The organism is Buttiauxella cochleicola, assembly GCF_021282435.1.
Classification (GTDB): Bacteria; Pseudomonadota; Gammaproteobacteria; order Enterobacterales; family Enterobacteriaceae; genus Buttiauxella; species Buttiauxella massiliensis.
In genome coordinates this window covers 126,325-143,491 of sequence record NZ_JAJSOT010000002.1, presented here as the reverse complement: position 1 = coordinate 143,491, position 17,167 = coordinate 126,325, and the positions used below count along the sequence as shown (strand labels likewise).

The 17,167-nt window shown below is 49.9% G+C and carries 16 protein-coding genes; 12 read left to right on the top strand and 4 right to left on the bottom strand.

Translation table 11 applies throughout. From position 1 onward, the window contains the following. Positions 1–94: 94 nt before the first annotated feature. Together mdtQ and LVQ77_RS06450 are read left to right on the top strand one after the other, a co-directional pair. The gene (mdtQ, locus tag LVQ77_RS06455) at positions 95–1,540 is read left to right on the top strand and encodes a multidrug resistance outer membrane protein MdtQ (protein WP_232903995.1); all 1,446 of its coding nucleotides are present in this window, start codon (positions 95–97) and stop codon (positions 1,538–1,540) included. A 65-nt stretch (positions 1,541–1,605) separates the two neighbouring features. Continuing rightward, positions 1,606–2,379: an SDR family oxidoreductase gene (locus LVQ77_RS06450; protein WP_232865072.1), complete on the top strand. Its 774-nt coding sequence runs from the start codon at positions 1,606–1,608 to the stop codon at positions 2,377–2,379. On the opposite strand, the gene LVQ77_RS06445 is transcribed toward LVQ77_RS06450, so the two are convergent. Further along, positions 2,376–2,945 carry a DedA family protein gene (locus LVQ77_RS06445; protein ID WP_232903994.1) on the bottom strand — a complete coding sequence of 190 codons (570 nt, stop codon included), beginning with the start codon at positions 2,943–2,945 and terminating at the stop codon, positions 2,376–2,378. The two genes, LVQ77_RS06450 and LVQ77_RS06445, sit on opposite strands and share 4 nt — an antisense overlap. A gap of 230 nt (positions 2,946–3,175) precedes the next feature. On the opposite strand from LVQ77_RS06445, the gene LVQ77_RS06440 reads away from it, so the two are divergent. From LVQ77_RS06440 to pbpG, 5 genes are all read left to right on the top strand, one after another. Next, positions 3,176–4,165, top strand: coding sequence for a TRAP transporter substrate-binding protein (locus LVQ77_RS06440; protein ID WP_232903993.1), 990 nt, complete (start codon positions 3,176–3,178; stop codon positions 4,163–4,165). Between the two features lie 98 nt (positions 4,166–4,263). After that, positions 4,264–4,773, top strand: coding sequence for a TRAP transporter small permease (locus LVQ77_RS06435; protein WP_232865069.1), 510 nt, complete (start codon positions 4,264–4,266; stop codon positions 4,771–4,773). Between the two features lie 15 nt (positions 4,774–4,788). Continuing rightward, on the top strand, positions 4,789–6,075 hold the full coding sequence (locus tag LVQ77_RS06430; RefSeq protein WP_232865068.1) for a TRAP transporter large permease: 1,287 nt from the start codon (positions 4,789–4,791) through the stop codon (positions 6,073–6,075). 289 nt (positions 6,076–6,364) lie between these two features. Continuing rightward, entirely contained in the window at positions 6,365–6,952 is a 588-nt protein-coding gene (locus LVQ77_RS06425; RefSeq protein ID WP_064517294.1) for a Yip1 family protein, read from the top strand. 132 nt (positions 6,953–7,084) lie between these two features. Continuing rightward, positions 7,085–8,026: a D-alanyl-D-alanine endopeptidase gene (gene pbpG / locus LVQ77_RS06420; protein WP_232903992.1), complete on the top strand. Its 942-nt coding sequence runs from the start codon at positions 7,085–7,087 to the stop codon at positions 8,024–8,026. 137 nt (positions 8,027–8,163) lie between these two features. Here pbpG and LVQ77_RS06415 read toward each other — a convergent pair whose 3' ends face one another. Both LVQ77_RS06415 and dld read right to left on the bottom strand, forming a co-directional pair. Continuing rightward, a complete protein-coding gene (locus LVQ77_RS06415) occupies positions 8,164–8,715 on the bottom strand; it encodes a GNAT family N-acetyltransferase (protein ID WP_232865066.1) in 552 nt (183 codons plus the stop codon). 118 nt (positions 8,716–8,833) lie between these two features. Beyond that, positions 8,834–10,579: a D-lactate dehydrogenase gene (gene dld / locus LVQ77_RS06410; protein ID WP_232903991.1), complete on the bottom strand. Its 1,746-nt coding sequence runs from the start codon at positions 10,577–10,579 to the stop codon at positions 8,834–8,836. A gap of 193 nt (positions 10,580–10,772) precedes the next feature. Here dld and bglX point away from each other — a divergent pair, with 193 nt between their 5' ends. From bglX to LVQ77_RS06385, 5 genes are all read left to right on the top strand, one after another. After that, positions 10,773–13,070, top strand: coding sequence for a beta-glucosidase BglX (gene bglX, locus LVQ77_RS06405; protein WP_232904216.1), 2,298 nt, complete (start codon positions 10,773–10,775; stop codon positions 13,068–13,070). A gap of 151 nt (positions 13,071–13,221) precedes the next feature. Then, positions 13,222–14,133 (top strand): glycine betaine ABC transporter substrate-binding protein OsmF, encoded by a 912-nt coding sequence (gene osmF, locus LVQ77_RS06400; protein ID WP_232865064.1) that lies wholly within the window; start codon positions 13,222–13,224, stop codon positions 14,131–14,133. Between the two features lie 109 nt (positions 14,134–14,242). Then, positions 14,243–15,400, top strand: a complete 1,158-nt coding sequence (locus LVQ77_RS06395; RefSeq protein WP_232903990.1) for an ABC transporter permease — start codon at positions 14,243–14,245, stop codon at positions 15,398–15,400. Further along, the gene (locus tag LVQ77_RS06390; RefSeq protein ID WP_232903989.1) at positions 15,397–16,356 is read left to right on the top strand and encodes an ABC transporter ATP-binding protein; all 960 of its coding nucleotides are present in this window, start codon (positions 15,397–15,399) and stop codon (positions 16,354–16,356) included. The genes LVQ77_RS06395 and LVQ77_RS06390 overlap by 4 nt, the downstream gene beginning before the upstream one ends. Continuing rightward, the gene (locus LVQ77_RS06385; protein WP_232865061.1) at positions 16,340–17,071 is read left to right on the top strand and encodes an ABC transporter permease; all 732 of its coding nucleotides are present in this window, start codon (positions 16,340–16,342) and stop codon (positions 17,069–17,071) included. Before LVQ77_RS06390 ends, LVQ77_RS06385 begins: the two co-directional genes overlap by 17 nt. Here LVQ77_RS06385 and LVQ77_RS06380 read toward each other — a convergent pair. Then, complete coding sequence (locus LVQ77_RS06380; RefSeq protein WP_232865060.1) at positions 17,052–17,159, bottom strand: YohO family small membrane protein; 108 nt, start codon at positions 17,157–17,159, stop codon at positions 17,052–17,054. The two genes, LVQ77_RS06385 and LVQ77_RS06380, sit on opposite strands and share 20 nt — an antisense overlap. Positions 17,160–17,167: the final 8 nt, after the last annotated feature.

The following is a 17,167-nucleotide window of genomic DNA, read 5'->3' as shown; positions in this document are numbered from 1 at the left end:
CCCTTATTAACCTTATGTGTATTGCCACTGATACCTAAACTTTTCAGTCCCGGAATGCGTAACCTGAGCCCTTTCTATTATTCTGTGGCTAATTATGACTTCCTCACGTTTCCCTCTCGCGGCGACTGGCGTCGCGTTAATGCTCGTTTTGTCTGGCTGCGCGCCAATGCATGATGACGATGCACCTCTCGCTCAAAAAACGCCTCCACAACAGCTTGATACCAAACTTCCGCCTGAGTTGGCACACGGTTGGCCGGGCAGTGATTGGTGGCGTGGTTACCACGATAGCCAAATTGACAGGTTGGTAGAACGCTCGCTCAAAGACTCACCAGACCTCGCCGTCGTGCAACAGCGTATTAAGCTTGCCCAGGCTCAGACGCAAATGCAGGAGGCAAGCGACGGTCCGCAGATGGATTTCTCAGCTAACATTGAGCGTCAGAAAATGTCCCAGGAGGGGGTGATGGGGCCCTTTGCTCTGACTGATCCAGCCGCAGGTACTACAGGCCCGTACTACACCAACGGTAACTTTGGGCTGACCGCCAGTTGGGATCTGGACTTGTGGGGTAAAAACCGCTCGGAAGTGGAAGCTAAAGTGGGTGTCATGAGGGCGAAGCAGGCGGAGTTGGCCCAGGCAAAACAGGTTATTTCGGCAAATGTCGTGCGTTTGTATTGGGATATGCAGACCCTGTTGGCATTAAAAGATTTGAAACAACAAACACTTGCTGCGCAGAAGAAGATAGTTGATGTAGAGACAAGCCTGTATGCCGAAGGGATTAACTCATCGGTGGACGGCGTAGAACCCAATATCGATTTCGTGAAAACTCAGCAGCAGATTGATGAAATAGATGGGCGTATCAACATGGCTAAAGCGCAGCTCGCCGCATTTACCGGTGACGCCCATGCCGCATCAAATATTAAACGTGTACCGCTGCCTAGCGTGAAAAGCCAGGTACCTGATCATATGGGTTATGAACTGTTGGCTCGTCGCCCAGATCTTCAGGAGGCGCACTGGTACATCGAATCCTCACTGAGCAGTGTTGATGCCGCAAAAGCCGCTTTCTACCCGGATGTAAACCTGAGTGCCTTCTTGCAAAATGATGCTCTGCACTTGAGTGATTTGTTCCGCGGTTCCGCTCAGCAAATGGGCGTGATTGGGGGCTTTACGCTGCCCATCTTCGACAGCGGCCGACTCAATGCCAATCTCGATATCGTGCGCGCGGAAAGTAATTTGTCGATTGCCAGCTACAACAAAGCTGTTGTTGGAGCGGTAAATGATGTGGAGAAAGCAGCAAGCCAATTGAATGCTATTGCGGCTGAAAACCAGCACCAGGTTACCGTTTTGCAAGGCACGCAAAAACTCAAGACGCTTGCCCAAGCTCGTTATAAAGCCGGTATTATTTCCGGTGCGAAGATGAGTGCCGCGTTGCTGCCAGATCTCTCCGAGCAGGCCAAAGCCATTCAGCTCCACGGCCAGTGGCTGAACGCTGATGTGCAGTTAGTCTCTGCATTAGGTGGGGGTTATCGGGCAGGAAAAGCGTAACGAACACGGATTTTTCTCCACCTCCTATAATTACGTACAGGTCAAAATGTACTCTGGAGGTGGTGATGTCTGGGGCTAATAAAGTCGTTATCGTCACGGCGTCGGATTCAGGAATTGGCAAAAAATGCGCGCTGCTTCTCGCGCAGCAAGGCTATGACGTGGGTATCACCTGGCATTCCGATGAACAGGGTGCGCAAGAAACAGCAGACCAGGTCAGGGGGTACGGGCGACGAGCCGAAACTGTACAGCTTGATTTAGCCAACCTGCCTGACGGAGCCGCAGGTATTGATGAACTGATTAGCCGTTTCGGACGTGTCGACGCGCTGGTGAATAATGCGGGTGCGATGAGCAAAAATCCTTTCCTTGATGTCACTCTCGAAGAGTGGCGTAAGCTTTTTACTGTCGATGTAGACGGCGCATTTCTCTGCTCGCAAAAAGTGGCACGGGCGATGATTTCGCAAGGTGAGGGGGGGCGAATCGTGAATATCACCTCTGTTCACGAGCACACGCCGCTTCCTGAAGCCTGCGCGTACACGGCGGCAAAACACGCGTTGGGTGGGTTAACTAAATCAATGGCAATGGAGCTGGTGCACCATAAAATCCTGGTCAATGCCGTGGCTCCTGGGGCTGTCGCCACGCCGATGAACGACATGAAAGAAGGCGACGGTGCGGGGAGCAAAATCCCGGAAATCCCACTAGGGAGAGCGGGGGATACCGAGGAAATAGCCAGCCTGGTTGCATGGCTTTGTTCAGAAAGTGCCAGCTACACCACCGGACAATCGTTTATCGTCGACGGTGGTTTTATGTTTGCCAACCCGCATTTCAAACCGAAAGGTTAGTCTTGCTGATTATTCTCGCGGTGTTTAAACCACAATCGCACCAGCCACACTAAGGCGACCACGCCGAGCAACCAAATCCAGTGCTTAACATGTTGGTCCAGGTTATGCAGCCATGGGCCAACGACTTCACCGCCCACATATCCGAGCGTGGTGAAAAGCGTTGCCCAAATTAATGCGCCAACGATGTTAAGAGGGAGGAATATTTTCGGGGGTAGGCGGCTGGCACCGATCAAAATCGGCCCAATCACCCGAAAACCGTACATAAAGCGTGAACCAATTACAAACCAGTAAGGGTGGCGGTTTATCAGCTTCTGCGCCTTAGTGATCTTCTTCTGATGCTTTTTGAAACGCTCTGAAATCGTGCCACCAAAACGCCTGCCAACCAGATACAGCAGTTGGTCGCCAATCATGCCGCCGAGCGCGACAGACAGCACCACAAGCGGGAATTTGAGCAACCCCTGGTGTGCTACAACGCCGCCTAGCAGTGTAATTGTTTCCCCTTCCGCCATGCTACCCACAACCAGTGCGGCATAGCCGTAATGCTCAATCAGATTATTAATATCCACAATGATGAATCTAACTCCTTGTTCTTTTACAACAATAGTATAGCGGTTGTTACGACACTTCTGTGTTTTGGCGTGGTGCAAGTCACAAAAGCACTACAAATAACAGGGGTTAAGTTGTTTATGTGAACTCATTCAAATTCTATTAATAACAATTGGTTTAATTTCAATTCGCAAAAATAAAACGATGGTTTAATTAATAAAGTACATTATTTCACAAGAAAGGATGCCTAATGTCTAAAAAAATGCTCCCTTTGGTTACGGGTTTATGTATCACCGGTGCCGCAATATTGTTTACTCCTTCTGTTTTAGCACAAGTTATTAAAGCAGCTGATGTTCACCCGGCAGGTTACCCGAATGTTGTTGCAGTAGAGAAAATGGGTGAAAAGCTTAAGCAACAAACGAACGGTAATCTGGAAATTAAAATGTTCCCTGGCGGTGTACTGGGTGATGAAAAACAGATGATTGAACAGGCACAAATGGGGGCAATTGACATGATTCGTGTATCAATGGCACCTGTGGCAGCCATTCTCCCGGAAATAGAGGTTTTTACCCTACCGTATATTTTTGAAAATGAAGATCACATGCATAAAGTGGTTGATGGAAATATAGGTAAAGAAATCGGTGATAAAATTACCAATAACCCTAAATCAAAATTAGTATTCCTCGGCTGGATGGATTCCGGTACGCGTAATTTAATAACTAAAAAACCTGTTGTAACGCCAGAAGACTTAAAAGGCATGAAAATTCGTGTCCAGGGTAGCCCGGTCGCATTGGCGACGTTAAAAGCGATGGGGGCAAACTCTGTTTCTATGGGCGTGAGTGAAGTGTTTAGTGGCATGCAGACCGGTGTAATAGACGGTGCTGAAAATAACCCACCAACATTTGTGGCGCACAACTATATGCCAGTATCGAAAAACTACACTCTGAGCGGCCACTTTATTACCCCTGAAGTATTCCTCTATTCCAAAATAAGATGGGACAAACTCAAGCCGGAAGATCAACAAAAAATCCTGACCCTCGCCCGTGAAGCGCAGTTTGAGCAGCGTAAGCTGTGGCAGGACTACACCCAGAAAGCAGTTGATAAAATGAAGGCAGGTGGGGTGACCTTCCATGAAATTGATCGCTCTTACTTCATTAAAGCCACGGAGCCTGTACGCCAACAATATGGTGAAAAACATCAGGCGTTAATACAGGCGATTGCCGATGCAAACAAGTCTTAGTTTTTAAACTTGACCTAATTAATTACTCTTAATTTATACACTCATCAGTACCCTGCCGGAAATATTCTGGCAGGTGCTGAGTTTTGTGAAGGTGGCGTATGGCTCGTTATTATTTACCATGGATGGATCGGCTTTATTTAACGGCAATGGCAGTTTCGGGTATTGCATTATTAACTATGACAATCATTATCCCCATCGGTATATTCTCGCGTTATGTCCTTAATCGTGGGGAGTCCTGGCCTGAGCCAGTCGCAATTATTTGCATGGTGACATTTACCTTTATTGGTGCCGCAGTTAGTTATCGTGCAGGTTCCCATATTGCGGTAACGATGATGACGGACAGGCTTCCAGACTTTATGAAAAAACTCTGCGCACGTCTGGTGGATATTTGCATGCTCTGTATGACCTTGACCATGCTTTATTACAGCTTTTTCCTATGTCTGGATTTATGGGACCAACCGGTCGCTGAATTCCCTATTGTTACCTCAGGGCAAACCTATTTACCTTTGCCTATTGGCGCATTTGTTTTATTGCTGTTTATTATCGAGCGGCTGGCATTTGGCTCTCAGGAGCAGCGCCCGGTGGTATTAATTGGTAACCACGGCTAATAACAAGGAGTCATTATGGACGCATTTATTTTATTAGCCTCTCTGGGCATATTACTGGCAATCGGTGTGCCGGTTGCCTTTGCCGTAGGTTTAAGTGCTATTGCCGGGGCATTATGGATTGATTTACCTTTAGAAGCGTTAATGATTCAAATAACCAGCGGGGTAAATAAATTTACTTTGTTGGCGATCCCTTTCTTTATTCTTGCCGGGGCGATTATGGCAGAAGGCGGTATTGCTCGTCGTCTGGTTAATTTTGCCTACGTATTCGTTGGCTTTATTCGTGGTGGGCTGTCGCTGGTTAACATCGTTGCTTCAACTTTCTTCGGTGCAATTTCAGGATCTTCTGTGGCAGATACCGCATCAATCGGTACGGTAATGATCCCTGAGATGGAGAAAAAAGGTTACCCGCGAGCTTATGCCGCTGCCGTGACAGCGAGTGGTTCGGTGCAGGCGATTTTGGTTCCACCAAGCCATAACTCGGTGATTTATTCACTTGCTGCGGGCGGTACGGTGTCGATTGCCACACTTTTTATTGCAGGTATCGTACCCGGCTTGTTGCTCGGCCTTTCGTTGATGCTGATGTGCTTGTTCTTTGCTCATCGTCGCGGTTATCCGAAAGGTGAACGTATTCCGATGAAGCAGGCATTTAAAATTCTGCTGGATGCGTGTTGGGGCCTGATGACTGTGGTCATTATTCTGGGGGGCATTTTATCTGGTGTCTTCACTGCTACTGAATCTGCGGCTGTTGCCTGTCTTTGGGCATTCTTTGTGACCATGTTTATCTATCGTGACTACAAGTGGAGCGAGTTACCAAAACTTATGTTCCGCACGGTAAAAACGGTCACTATCGTAATGATACTTATCGGTTTTGCATCCGCTTTTGGCGCAGTAATGACCTACATGCAGTTGCCAGCGCGTATCACTGAATTCTTCACATCTATTTCTGATAACAAATACGTCATTCTTATTTATATCAATATCATGTTGTTGCTGATTGGCACGCTGATGGATATGGCACCAATTATCCTGATTTTAACACCTGTGCTTCTGCCAGTGACAAATGCGCTGGGTATCGACCCGGTACACTTTGGGATGATCATGATGGTTAACCTGGGGATCGGTTTAATTACGCCACCTGTCGGTTCAGTGCTGTTTGTCGCCAGTGCGGTGAGTAAGCAGAAGATAGAAGAAGTGGTGAAATCGATGCTGCCGTTCTATGCCATTCTGGTGCTGGTATTGCTGTTGGTAACTTATGTTCCGGCTATTTCACTGTGGTTGCCACGTTTCATGGGGATGATGTAATCACCTGAGAAAGCACACCGCCAGCATGGGCGGCGTGCTTTCTTGCTTATTGCTGCTCAGGTCGGAAATTTACCGACTTTTGTTTAAGCCAACGCTCACCTAAAGACAGTATCACTATCAATACAAACCCCGCTCCGCTGAATAAATGTAGTGAATACACCACTTTTGAGAACAGATGAGCCATAAAAATGAACGCCAGATATTTTCAGGTGATTAAAAAACAATCAAGCCGCTGTGCATTATACTTTGACTGTGCTCAATCGATTTTTTTGGCATGTCAGGAGGCGTTATGAGTCATGTCTGGGGGCTTTTTTCCCACCCTAATCGTGAAATGCAGGACATAAAACGCGAGAACGAAACGGTAACGCATCACTACACTCACCATGTATTAATCATGGCGGCCATTCCGGTTATCTGTGCGTTTATTGGCACAACCCAAATTGGCTGGAATTTTGGTGATGGTACCTTCGTTCAATTATCGATGTTTAACGGATTCTATTTAGGCGTACTGTTTTATGCCCTGATGCTGGCTGGTGTGGCCGTCATGGGGCGAGTCATCTGGTGGATGGCGCGTAACTACCCGCATCGCCCGTCGCTTGCTCGTTGCATGGTGTTTGCAGGTTACGTAGCAACTCCGCTGTTTATCAGCGGTTTAGTCGCATTGTATCCATTGGTGTGGTTATGCGTGCTGGTAGGGGCCGCAGCCCTTATTTACACCGGATACCTGTTGTATGTGGGTGTACCTGAGTTTCTTGGCATCAACAAAGAAGAGGGGATGAGTTTTTCCAGCTCAACACTCGCCATCGGCGTGCTGGTGCTTGAGGTACTGTTAGCCCTGAGTGTTATTCTTTGGGGTTATGGTTATCGTCTATTCTGATAATTGTTACGAATCAATAGTGGCAGGTTTCAGGGGCGTCAGCGTATTATGCTGGCGCCTCATCTATTCATACGCGCTGTGAAGAGATTCGAAGGGCACATTATTTTTTTGAATACTTACAGAAGTGTCACCATGCCGACAAAAATTCGTCTTTCGTTGCTCAGCCTTGCGCTGATGATTGCCGTACCATTCGCTTCCCAGGCTGCGAATAAAACCACCGTACAACAGGTCAGTGCCGGGCAAGAGATCGCCTCTGGCAGTGCCATGATCGTCGATCTGCAAACCAATAAAGTTCTCTATTCCAGCCATCCTGATCTGGTACGCCCGATTGCCTCAATTACCAAATTGATGACAGCAATGGTGGTGCTTGATGCGAAGTTACCGATGGATGAAATGCTGAGTGTCGATATTAGCCAAACGCCGGAAATGAAAGGAATTTATTCCCGTGTACGCCTGAATAGTAAAATCGACCGTAAAGACATGATGCTGTTGGCATTAATGTCTTCAGAAAACCGTGCGGCAGCGAGCCTGGCACACCATTATCCTGGTGGCTATAACGCATTTATTCGCGCCATGAATGCGAAAGCAAAATCTCTTGGAATGACCCATACGCGTTATGTTGAGCCGACCGGGCTTTCGATTCACAACGTCTCTACAGCGCGCGACTTGTCTAAGCTGCTGATTGCCTCTAAACAATATCCGATGCTTGGCCAGTTGAGTACCACCAAAGAAGATATGGCGACCTTTGCCAACCCGCCGTATACGCTGCCGTTCCGTAACACCAACCATTTGGTTTATAACAACAAGTGGAATATTCAACTGACTAAAACCGGCTTTACCAACAATGCCGGACATTGTTTAGTGATGCGCACCATGATTAACAATCGACCGGTAGCATTGGTGGTGTTGGATGCGTTCGGAAAATACACCCACTTTGCGGATGCAAACCGTCTGCGCAACTATCTGGAAACCGGCAAGGTGACGCCAGTTCCGGGCTCGGCCCTGGCTTATAAAAAGCAAAAAGCTGCGCAAATGGCGAGCAATAGTACGCAGAGTAATGCGCTTGACGATTAAGGCAAATCAAACGATACCCTAAATAATTCGAGTTACAGCAAGGCGGCAAGTGAATGAGTCCCGATTAGCTTAGTGAACTAAGTGATTCGGGCGAATGAGCGTAGCCAACAAAGCTGCAACTTGAAGTATGACGGGTATCATGGCAGCGTCCGATCTCCATCATTGAGCGGACGCTGCATAATCAACGTATCGCGCCATGCGCCGAGCTTGAACCCCACACTTCGCAACAACCCGGCCACTTCAAAACCCAACTGCTTATGCAGATGACACGAACCCGTGTTGTTTTCACCATCGCCAATAATCGCCACCATTTGCCGCCACGGGCCTTGCTCACAGCGCTCTATCAACATAGTCAATAACTCACGCCCTACACCTTGCCCTGTCATGCTGGCGTCGATATAAACAGAATCTTCAAGCGTGAAACGGTAAGCAGGGCGCGGACGATAAACCGTCGCGTAGCAATAACCCACCACAATGCCGCTATGCAAAGCCACCAACCACGGCAACTCCTGAGCGCGAACGGCTTGCATCCGTTCAGCCATTTGAGCTTGTGTCGGGGGGATTTCCTCAAAAGAACCCCGGCCATGCAGTACATGCCATTCATAAATAGCAGTGATGGATGGGATATCATCGTTAGTGGCATCACGAACCTGTATCCGAGCGGACGGCATTGTTTCGAGGACAGACATTTCTCGCTCCTGTACGTAAAAAATCAAAGTGGCATGAGCTCACACCACTTTTCGCATTTTAATTTAGTACGAAAAACAAGCAAAAAACAGCCCGGGTTCTGGCAGTTGACAGTTTCACTTAATGGGGATCGTGGTGATGCGTATGGCTACAAGCCTGCTCTTCCCACCATTTTCGCTTTGTGGTCTTACCAATCCCAGGGTTCATGCTGTTGGTTGGGTCATTGGCCTTATAAAACTGTTTTAAGCTGTCCGGCGCTTCGTACAAATGCCCGACGTTATGCTCTGCCGGATATTGCGCACCGCGCGTGCGCAGCAACTCAAGCATCTGCTCCTTCAATGCATGTGCATCAACCCCTTTCTTAACAATGTAATCCTGATGGAAAACATGGCACATAAAGTGGCCGTAATAGAGGCTGTGGCTAATCTGGCTGCTGATTTCTGGCGGTAGTTGCTCAAACCATTCCTGGTCGTTACGACGCAGGGCAATATCGAGTGCCAGAATATCCTCCACTTCGTTGGCATGTACGGCGTGATAACGTACTGCTGCACCGGCCGCGGCAAAACGGTGTAAAAAGGCTTTCGCCCCTTCGGTTGGTGTGCAGACGAAAAAGCCACCTTCAGCCTGCTCGAAATAGCTCTCCAGCCATTTACGGGCCTCGCTAATACCTTCGCCAGACATCTTCAATAACAGGTGGTGTTCATATTTACCGCGCCACTCTTTCATCCGTGGTGGTAAGTGGCTTGGGCTCCAGCCGCTCAGGCGTTGCAATATGCGGTCAGTGAAGTGGGGTTTTATAAACGGGACTTTTTCAATCCACGCATCGGTGCGACCTTTCAAGGTGAAGAACAGCGGCATTTTATCGGTGCCGAGTTTATCGATCATCATGAAGGTGTCTTTGCCATACACTTCGGCAATATCGTAAATATCGCGGTGCATGTATTCGCCCGCCACCGGCAGGTTTTCAAAATTAGCCAGGATGTGGCGACGGATTTCAGTCAGCACTTCCGGTTTATTGGTACCGATGTAGAACACTTCGTTTTGTTTTTCTGCCACAAAAGTATCGAGGCGCACAGCAAATACTGCGAGCTTTCCAGCGCAGCCAGAGGCTTCAAACAGGCGGCTTGGGTCGGCGTTAAAACGTGATGGTGTGTCAGCATCCACATCACGCACGCGCTCGGCGTAATCTTTATCGGATGCCTGGCGCTGGTCATGGAGCACATTTTCAGGCTTCACACGCTCGTCATCGAGCTTGCCAAGGATCTGTTCAGGCGTAACACCCAGATCGATACCCAGATGGTTCACCAGCGTTAATTTGCCTTGTTCATCAATACGGGCGTATAGCGCCATTTCGGTATATGCCGGGCCACGTTTAACCAAAGAGCCGCCGGAGTTATTACAAATCCCGCCAATCACCGACGCGCCAATGCACGATGAACCAATCACGGAATGCGGCTCACGGCCCAGCGGTTTAAGGGCTTTTTCCAGCTGATATAGCGTACTTCCAGGGAAGGCCAGCACCTGCTTTCCGCCATCTAACAGCTGCAATTTATCCAGACGCAGGGTGCTGATAATGACAATTTCGCGGTCGTAATCGTTGCCATTTGGCGTTGAGCCTTCCGTCAGACCGGTATTTGCGGCCTGCATCAGAATAATTTTGTCGGTGCTTACGCAAATGCTCAGAACACGCCATAACTCGAGCAATGTGCCAGGGAAAACGACCGCTAGCGCATCGCCCTGGCCGGAACGAAAACCTTTACGATAGCGCGCCGTTTTTGCCGCATCGGTTAACACATGTTGGCTGCCCACCAGACGGTTCAGCTCATTTATGAATGTTTGTTTTTGGGATGGTGTAGGGTTAGACATTTATCCGCTCCTTGGGAAAATATTGACGACTACAAGCATAGCTCGCAAATCGATAATGAATCGTCTTAAACGTCCGGAAAATCAGCAGATAACACCGAGGCGACACTTCTTACAGCAGTAACCTTGTGGCACACTGCACGTCTTATCACTTCGTGCGGCCCTCTGTGGCGGCTTGAGCAAGAGAGTAATGTCGATGAAATGGCTCTGTTCTGTAAGTATTGCAGTTAGCCTTGCGCTGCAACCCGCGCTGGCTAATGAAATGTTTGGTCCACACCCGTTAACCCCGGAAGCGCGTGACGCATTCGTCACTGATTTGCTGAAGAAAATGACCACCGACGAGAAAATCGGCCAGTTACGATTGATCAGTGTTGGGCCAGATAACCCGAAAGAAGCCATTCGCGAGATGATCAAAGATGGGCAAGTCGGGGCGATTTTCAATACCGTGACTCGTCATGATATCCGCACTATGCAAGATCAGGTGATGGATCTTAGCCGCCTGAAAATCCCATTATTCTTTGCTTACGATGTGGTTCACGGTCAACGTACAGTGTTCCCAATCAGCCTCGGTTTAGCCTCCTCCTTCAATCTGGATGCCGTGAAAACGGTAGGGCGTGTATCGGCTTATGAAGCCGCAGACGACGGCCTGAACATGACCTGGGCGCCGATGGTGGATGTGTCGCGCGACCCGCGCTGGGGCCGTGTCTCCGAAGGTTTTGGTGAAGATACTTACCTGACTTCCATCATGGGTCGTACCATGGTTGAAGCGATGCAGGGCAAAAGCCCGGCAGACCGTTACTCGGTCATGACCAGCGTGAAACACTTCGCGGCCTATGGCGCAGTTGAAGGTGGCAAAGAGTACAACACCGTTGATATGAGCCCGCAGCGGTTGTTCAACGACTATATGCCTCCGTACAAAGCCGCACTGGATGCAGGCAGCGGCGGTGTGATGGTGGCACTGAATTCCCTGAACGGCACTCCGGCATCTTCCGACTCGTGGCTGCTTAAAGATCTTCTGCGTGATGAGTGGAAATTTAAAGGCATTACCATTTCAGACCACGGTGCCATTAAAGAGCTGATTAAACACGGTGTGGCGAGTGACCCGAAAGATGCGGTACGTATTGCGTTGAACTCCGGCATCAACATGAGTATGAGCGATGAGTACTACAGCAAGTACTTACCGGAGTTGGTGAAAAGTGGTGCTGTGCCAATGGCTGAACTTGATGATGCCGCGCGCCATGTGCTCAACGTGAAATACGATATGGGCTTGTTTAATGACCCGTACAGCCACTTAGGGCCGAAAGAATCCGACCCGCAAGACACCAACGCTGAAAGCCGCCTGCACCGTAAAGATGCTCGCGAAGTTGCTCGTGAAAGCATGGTGTTGCTGAAAAACCGTCTGGACGTATTGCCACTGAAAAAATCCGGCACCATTGCCGTAGTTGGCCCGCTGGCTGATAGCAAACGCGACATGATGGGTAGCTGGTCTGCCGCAGGCGTTGCTGACCAGACGGTCACCGTTTTGCAGGGCATTAAAACTGCGGTTGGCGGAAACGCTAAAATCGTGGTCGCTAAAGGTGCAAACGTCACTGACGACAAAGGTATTGTTGATTTCCTTAATCAGTATGAACCAGCTGTCTCGGTAGATAAACGTTCTGCCAAAGAGATGATCGACGAAGCGGTGAATACTGCGAAATCTGCCGATGTGGTGGTTGCCGTAGTCGGTGAAGCACAAGGCATGGCGCACGAAGCCTCAAGCCGTACCGATTTGGTTCTGCCGCAAAGCCAGCGCGATTTGATTGCTGCGCTGAAAGCCACCGGCAAGCCACTGGTGTTGGTGATGATGAACGGTCGTCCACTGGCGCTAGTGAAAGAAGATCAACAAGCCGATGCGCTGCTGGAAGCCTGGTATAGCGGTACTGAAGGCGGTAACGCGGTGGCCGACATTCTGTTTGGCGATTACAACCCGTCAGGCAAATTGCCGATGTCCTTCCCACGTTCTGTTGGGCAGATCCCGACTTACTACAGCCACCTGAACACCGGTCGCCCGTACAATCCAGAAAAACCAAACAAATACACCTCACGCTACTTTGATGAAGCCAACGGCCCGTTGTATCCATTCGGTTACGGCCTGAGCTACACCACTTTCAGCGTATCTGATGTGAAAATGTCTGCACCATCAATGAAAGCGGATGGCAAAGTCGAAGCTTCTGTTGAAGTGAAAAACACCGGTGACCGCGCAGGCGAAACCGTGGTGCAGATGTATTTGCAGGATGTGACGGCGTCGATGAGTCGCCCGGTGAAAGAGCTGAAAGGCTTTAAGAAAGTCTCACTCAAACCTGGCGAAACCCAGACCGTAAGCTTCCCGATTGATGTCGAAGGGCTGAAGTTCTGGAATGCGCAGATGAAACACATTGCCGAGCCTGGCAAGTTTAATGTGTTCATCGGGCTGGATTCTGCCCGCGTTAAGCAGGGCGAGTTTGAACTGAAGTAATCCCTTCGTCCTTGAATCTAATCCCAAATAAAGAGCCGGTTTTCCGGCTCTTTTCTTATTCTGCCCGCCTCGTTGTACCAACCTCTCAAAATTCGTCTAAACTTTTGCGACTCCATGATTTTTAAGCAAAGAAAAACAGCGAGGAAGCACGATGAACTTAGCAGCGCGTTGGAGCATGGCAGGGTTAGCATTATTAGCCGCAGGGGCACAGGCCGCAGAGCCAGTCAAAGTCGGCTCGAAGATTGATACCGAAGGGTCGTTGCTCGGCAATATCATTTTGCAGGTACTGGACAGCCACGGCGTGAAAACCGTCAATAAAGTGCAGTTGGGCACAACTCCAGTGGTGCGTGGGGCGATTACCGCAGGCGAACTGGATATTTACCCGGAATACACCGGCAACGGCGCATTCTTCTTCAAAGATGAAAAAGACGCCGCGTGGAAAAATGCGCAGCAGGGCTATGAGAAAGTCAAAAAACTCGATGCCGAAAAGAATCACCTGGTGTGGTTAACACCTGCTCCGGCGAACAATACCTGGACCATCGCAGTACGCAAAGATTTGGCCGAAAAAAACAAACTCACCTCACTTGACGATCTCAGCGCTTATTTGAAAAAAGGCGGTGAATTCAAACTTGCGGCTTCCGCTGAATTTATCGAACGCTCCGATGCGCTTCCTGCCTTTGAAAAAGCCTATGGCTTTAAACTTGAACAGCCGCAACTGCTCTCGCTGGCTGGTGGCGACACGGCTGTGACCATAAAAGCTGCGGCGCAGCAAACCTCTGGGGTGAATGCGGCAATGGCCTACGGTACTGATGGCCCGGTGGCGGCTCTGGGTTTGCAGACGTTGAGCGATCCAAAAGGTGTGCAGCCAATTTACGCGCCAACGCCTGTTGTACGTGAAGCGGTGCTAAAGGCTTATCCGCAGATGGACGAGTGGCTAAAACCGGTGTTTGCATCACTTGATGAGAAAACACTGCAACAGCTTAACGCCAGCATTGCGGTGGAAGGGCTGGATGCCAAAAAAGTGGCTGCTGATTACCTGAAGCAAAAAGGCTTCGTGAAGTAGGTTGCTGATCTTCTGGTGGATGTTGCTTACGCTAATCCACCCTACAGGTTGAAGTAGGCCGGATAAGCGCAAGCGCCATCCGGCAAGACAATAATTACAGGATGTCTGTTTGCTCAAAATTCATAATCGCGTTCTGTTGCTGCTGGTGATTTTGCTGGTGGTAGCGGGCGCAGTTCTGCCATTTATCAACTTTGCGCCTAACCGCCTGGTTTCCGGGGAATCTATCGCGCTTAGTCGGCTTCCTGAACATGTTGGTCTGATTCTCTCTCTTCCAGTACTTATTCTGGCATGCCTGACTCTGGCACCTTCCCGGCGACTGTCATTAACACTGACGCTTATCACGGGCGAGCTGTTTTTTATCGCCATTTTGTGGGTGACGGGGCACACCGCCTCGCAATTTGCTGAACAAGGGAACGCGCTTGCGCGAACGTCTCCCGGTAGCGGGCTATGGCTGTCTTTAACTCTGTGCCTGCTGCTTTGTGCCGATACCATCAACCGTCTGACTCCCAATGCGCTATGGCGTTTACTGCTCAATTTGCAGGTCTGGATCGTACCGGTAGCGCTGCTGTGGAGCGGGTACTTTGCCGATCTTTCGCTACTTAAAGAGTATGCCAACCGCCAGGATGTGTTTGATGATGCGCTAACTCGCCATCTGGCTTTATTGGCAGGGACTTTGCTACCCGCCCTGATGGTTGGCGTGCCGCTGGGCGTGCTGTGCTACACCCGTCAGGGCTGGCAGTCTCCGGTGTTCTCCGTGCTTAATGTGATTCAGACGGTACCGTCTGTGGCACTGTTCGGGCTGTTAATTGCGCCTCTGGCAGGGCTTGTTAAGTTAGCTCCGTGGCTCGGCTCACTTGGCGTGAGCGGGATTGGTGTGGCTCCGGCACTCATTGCACTGGTGTTATACGCATTGCTGCCGTTGGTGCGTGGTGTTGTAGCAGGCTTGCAGCATGTTCCACGTAATATTATTGAAAGTGCTGAGGGCATGGGTATGTCGCGCTGGCAGATTTTCTGGCGGGCGGAAGTACCGCTGGCGTTGCCAGTTTTGCTGCGTAGCTTGCGTGTGGTTTGCGTGCAAACCATTGGTATGACGGTGATTGCAGCGCTAATTGGTGCCGGTGGGTTTGGGGCAATTATATTCCAGGGATTACTCAGTAGTGCGCTGGATTTGGTCTTGCTTGGTGTGATCCCGGTTATCGCGCTGGCTGTCATCCTCGACGCGCTTTTTAAACTGTTTATCTCATTACTGGAGGAAAAACAGCCATGATCGAATTTGAAAATGTCAGCAAGTTCTTCCAGGGCGAAGCCGCTGTGAGTGACTTGTCGCTTAACATCAAGGAAGGCGAGTTTACGGTACTGATTGGCACATCCGGTTCCGGCAAATCCACCACGCTTAAAATGATTAATCGCCTGGTTGAACACGATACCGGGCGCATTCGCTTTGCCGGAGAAGAGATCCGCAATTTTGACGCCAAAGTGCTACGCCGTCGTATGGGGTACGCGATTCAGTCTATTGGGCTTTTCCCTCACTGGAACGTTGCGCAGAACATTGCCACCGTTCCGCAGCTGCTTAAATGGCCGAAAGCACGTATCAGTGCGCGTATTGACGAATTACTCGCTTTACTCGGTCTGGAAGCTGAGCAATTTCGTGACCGTTACCCACATCAACTTTCCGGTGGGCAACAACAACGTGTGGGGGTAGCGCGAGCGCTGGCGGCCGACCCGGAAGTGTTACTGATGGATGAGCCGTTTGGTGCGTTGGACCCGGTAACACGCGGTGCGCTTCAGCAGGAGATTATTCGCATCCACCAACTGCTTGGACGCACCATCGTGCTGGTGACGCATGATATCGACGAAGCGTTGACGCTTGCTGACCGCATTGTGCTAATGGACGGGGGAAAGGTGGTTCAGCAAGGTACGCCGCTGGAGCTGTTAACTCACCCGGCGACAGATTTTGTGCGCGACTTCTTTGGTCGAAGCGAATCAGGCGTGCGGTTGCTATCGTTGCGCCATGTTGCGGATCGCGTACGAACGCAGGAACGTTTAGAGGGCGAACCGATCGGTGAAACCATCACATTGCGTGAGGCACTATCGTTGTTTGTTGACCGCCAGTGCCAACAGTTGCCGGTAGTTAATCAGCAAGGTGAACCCTGTGGCGTACTGCATTTTAGTGATTTAGTGGGTGTTGAAGAGCGGCGAGGTGAAAATGCGCCTGTTACGTGACCCGCTACTTTGGCTGATTGCACTCTTTATGGCACTGCTGGTGTTGATGCCATACAGCAGCGCATTGTTCAGTTGGCTGTTTCCAGAGCTGGAAAGGCCGCTTTATCAGCAAGACAGTTTTATTGCGCTGGCGTTAAAACACTTCATGCTGGTCGGAGTTTCAAGCGTAGTGGCGATTCTCGTAGGCGTCGGATTGGGTGTTGTTGTGACTCGCCCGGCAGGGCTTGAATTCCGTTCACTGGTTGAAACCATTACGGCTGCAGGACAAACATTTCCTCCGGTAGCGGTACTGGCTATTGCGGTTCCAGTGATGGGGTTTGGTCAGCAGCCTGCGATTATCGCCCTGGTGCTGTATGGCTTGCTGCCGATTTTACAAGGAACATTGGCTGGAATTGGCTCAGTGCCGGAAGCGACTAAAGAGATTGCATTGGGCGCCGGGATGAGCCGCTGGCAGATGTTGAGAAAAGTTGAGTTGCCACTGGCAGCACCGGTGATTCTGGCAGGGATCCGTACTTCGGTGATTATTAATATTGGGACTGCGGCGATTGCATCAACCGTTGGTGCCAGCACTCTGGGCTCGCCGATAATCATTGGTTTGAGCGGTTTTAACACCGCCTATGTGATTCAGGGGGCTCTGCTGGTTGCGATGGCGGCAATTGTTATTGACCGCCTGTTTGAGCGTCTTTTGCGCTATATCACGCGTTATGAAGGATGACGATATAACCCATCAGCACCACGCCGCCAATTCCGCCGATAGCCATTACCAGCATGCCGCCCACCAAGGCTATTTTACTTAGTTTCATCTTTATGT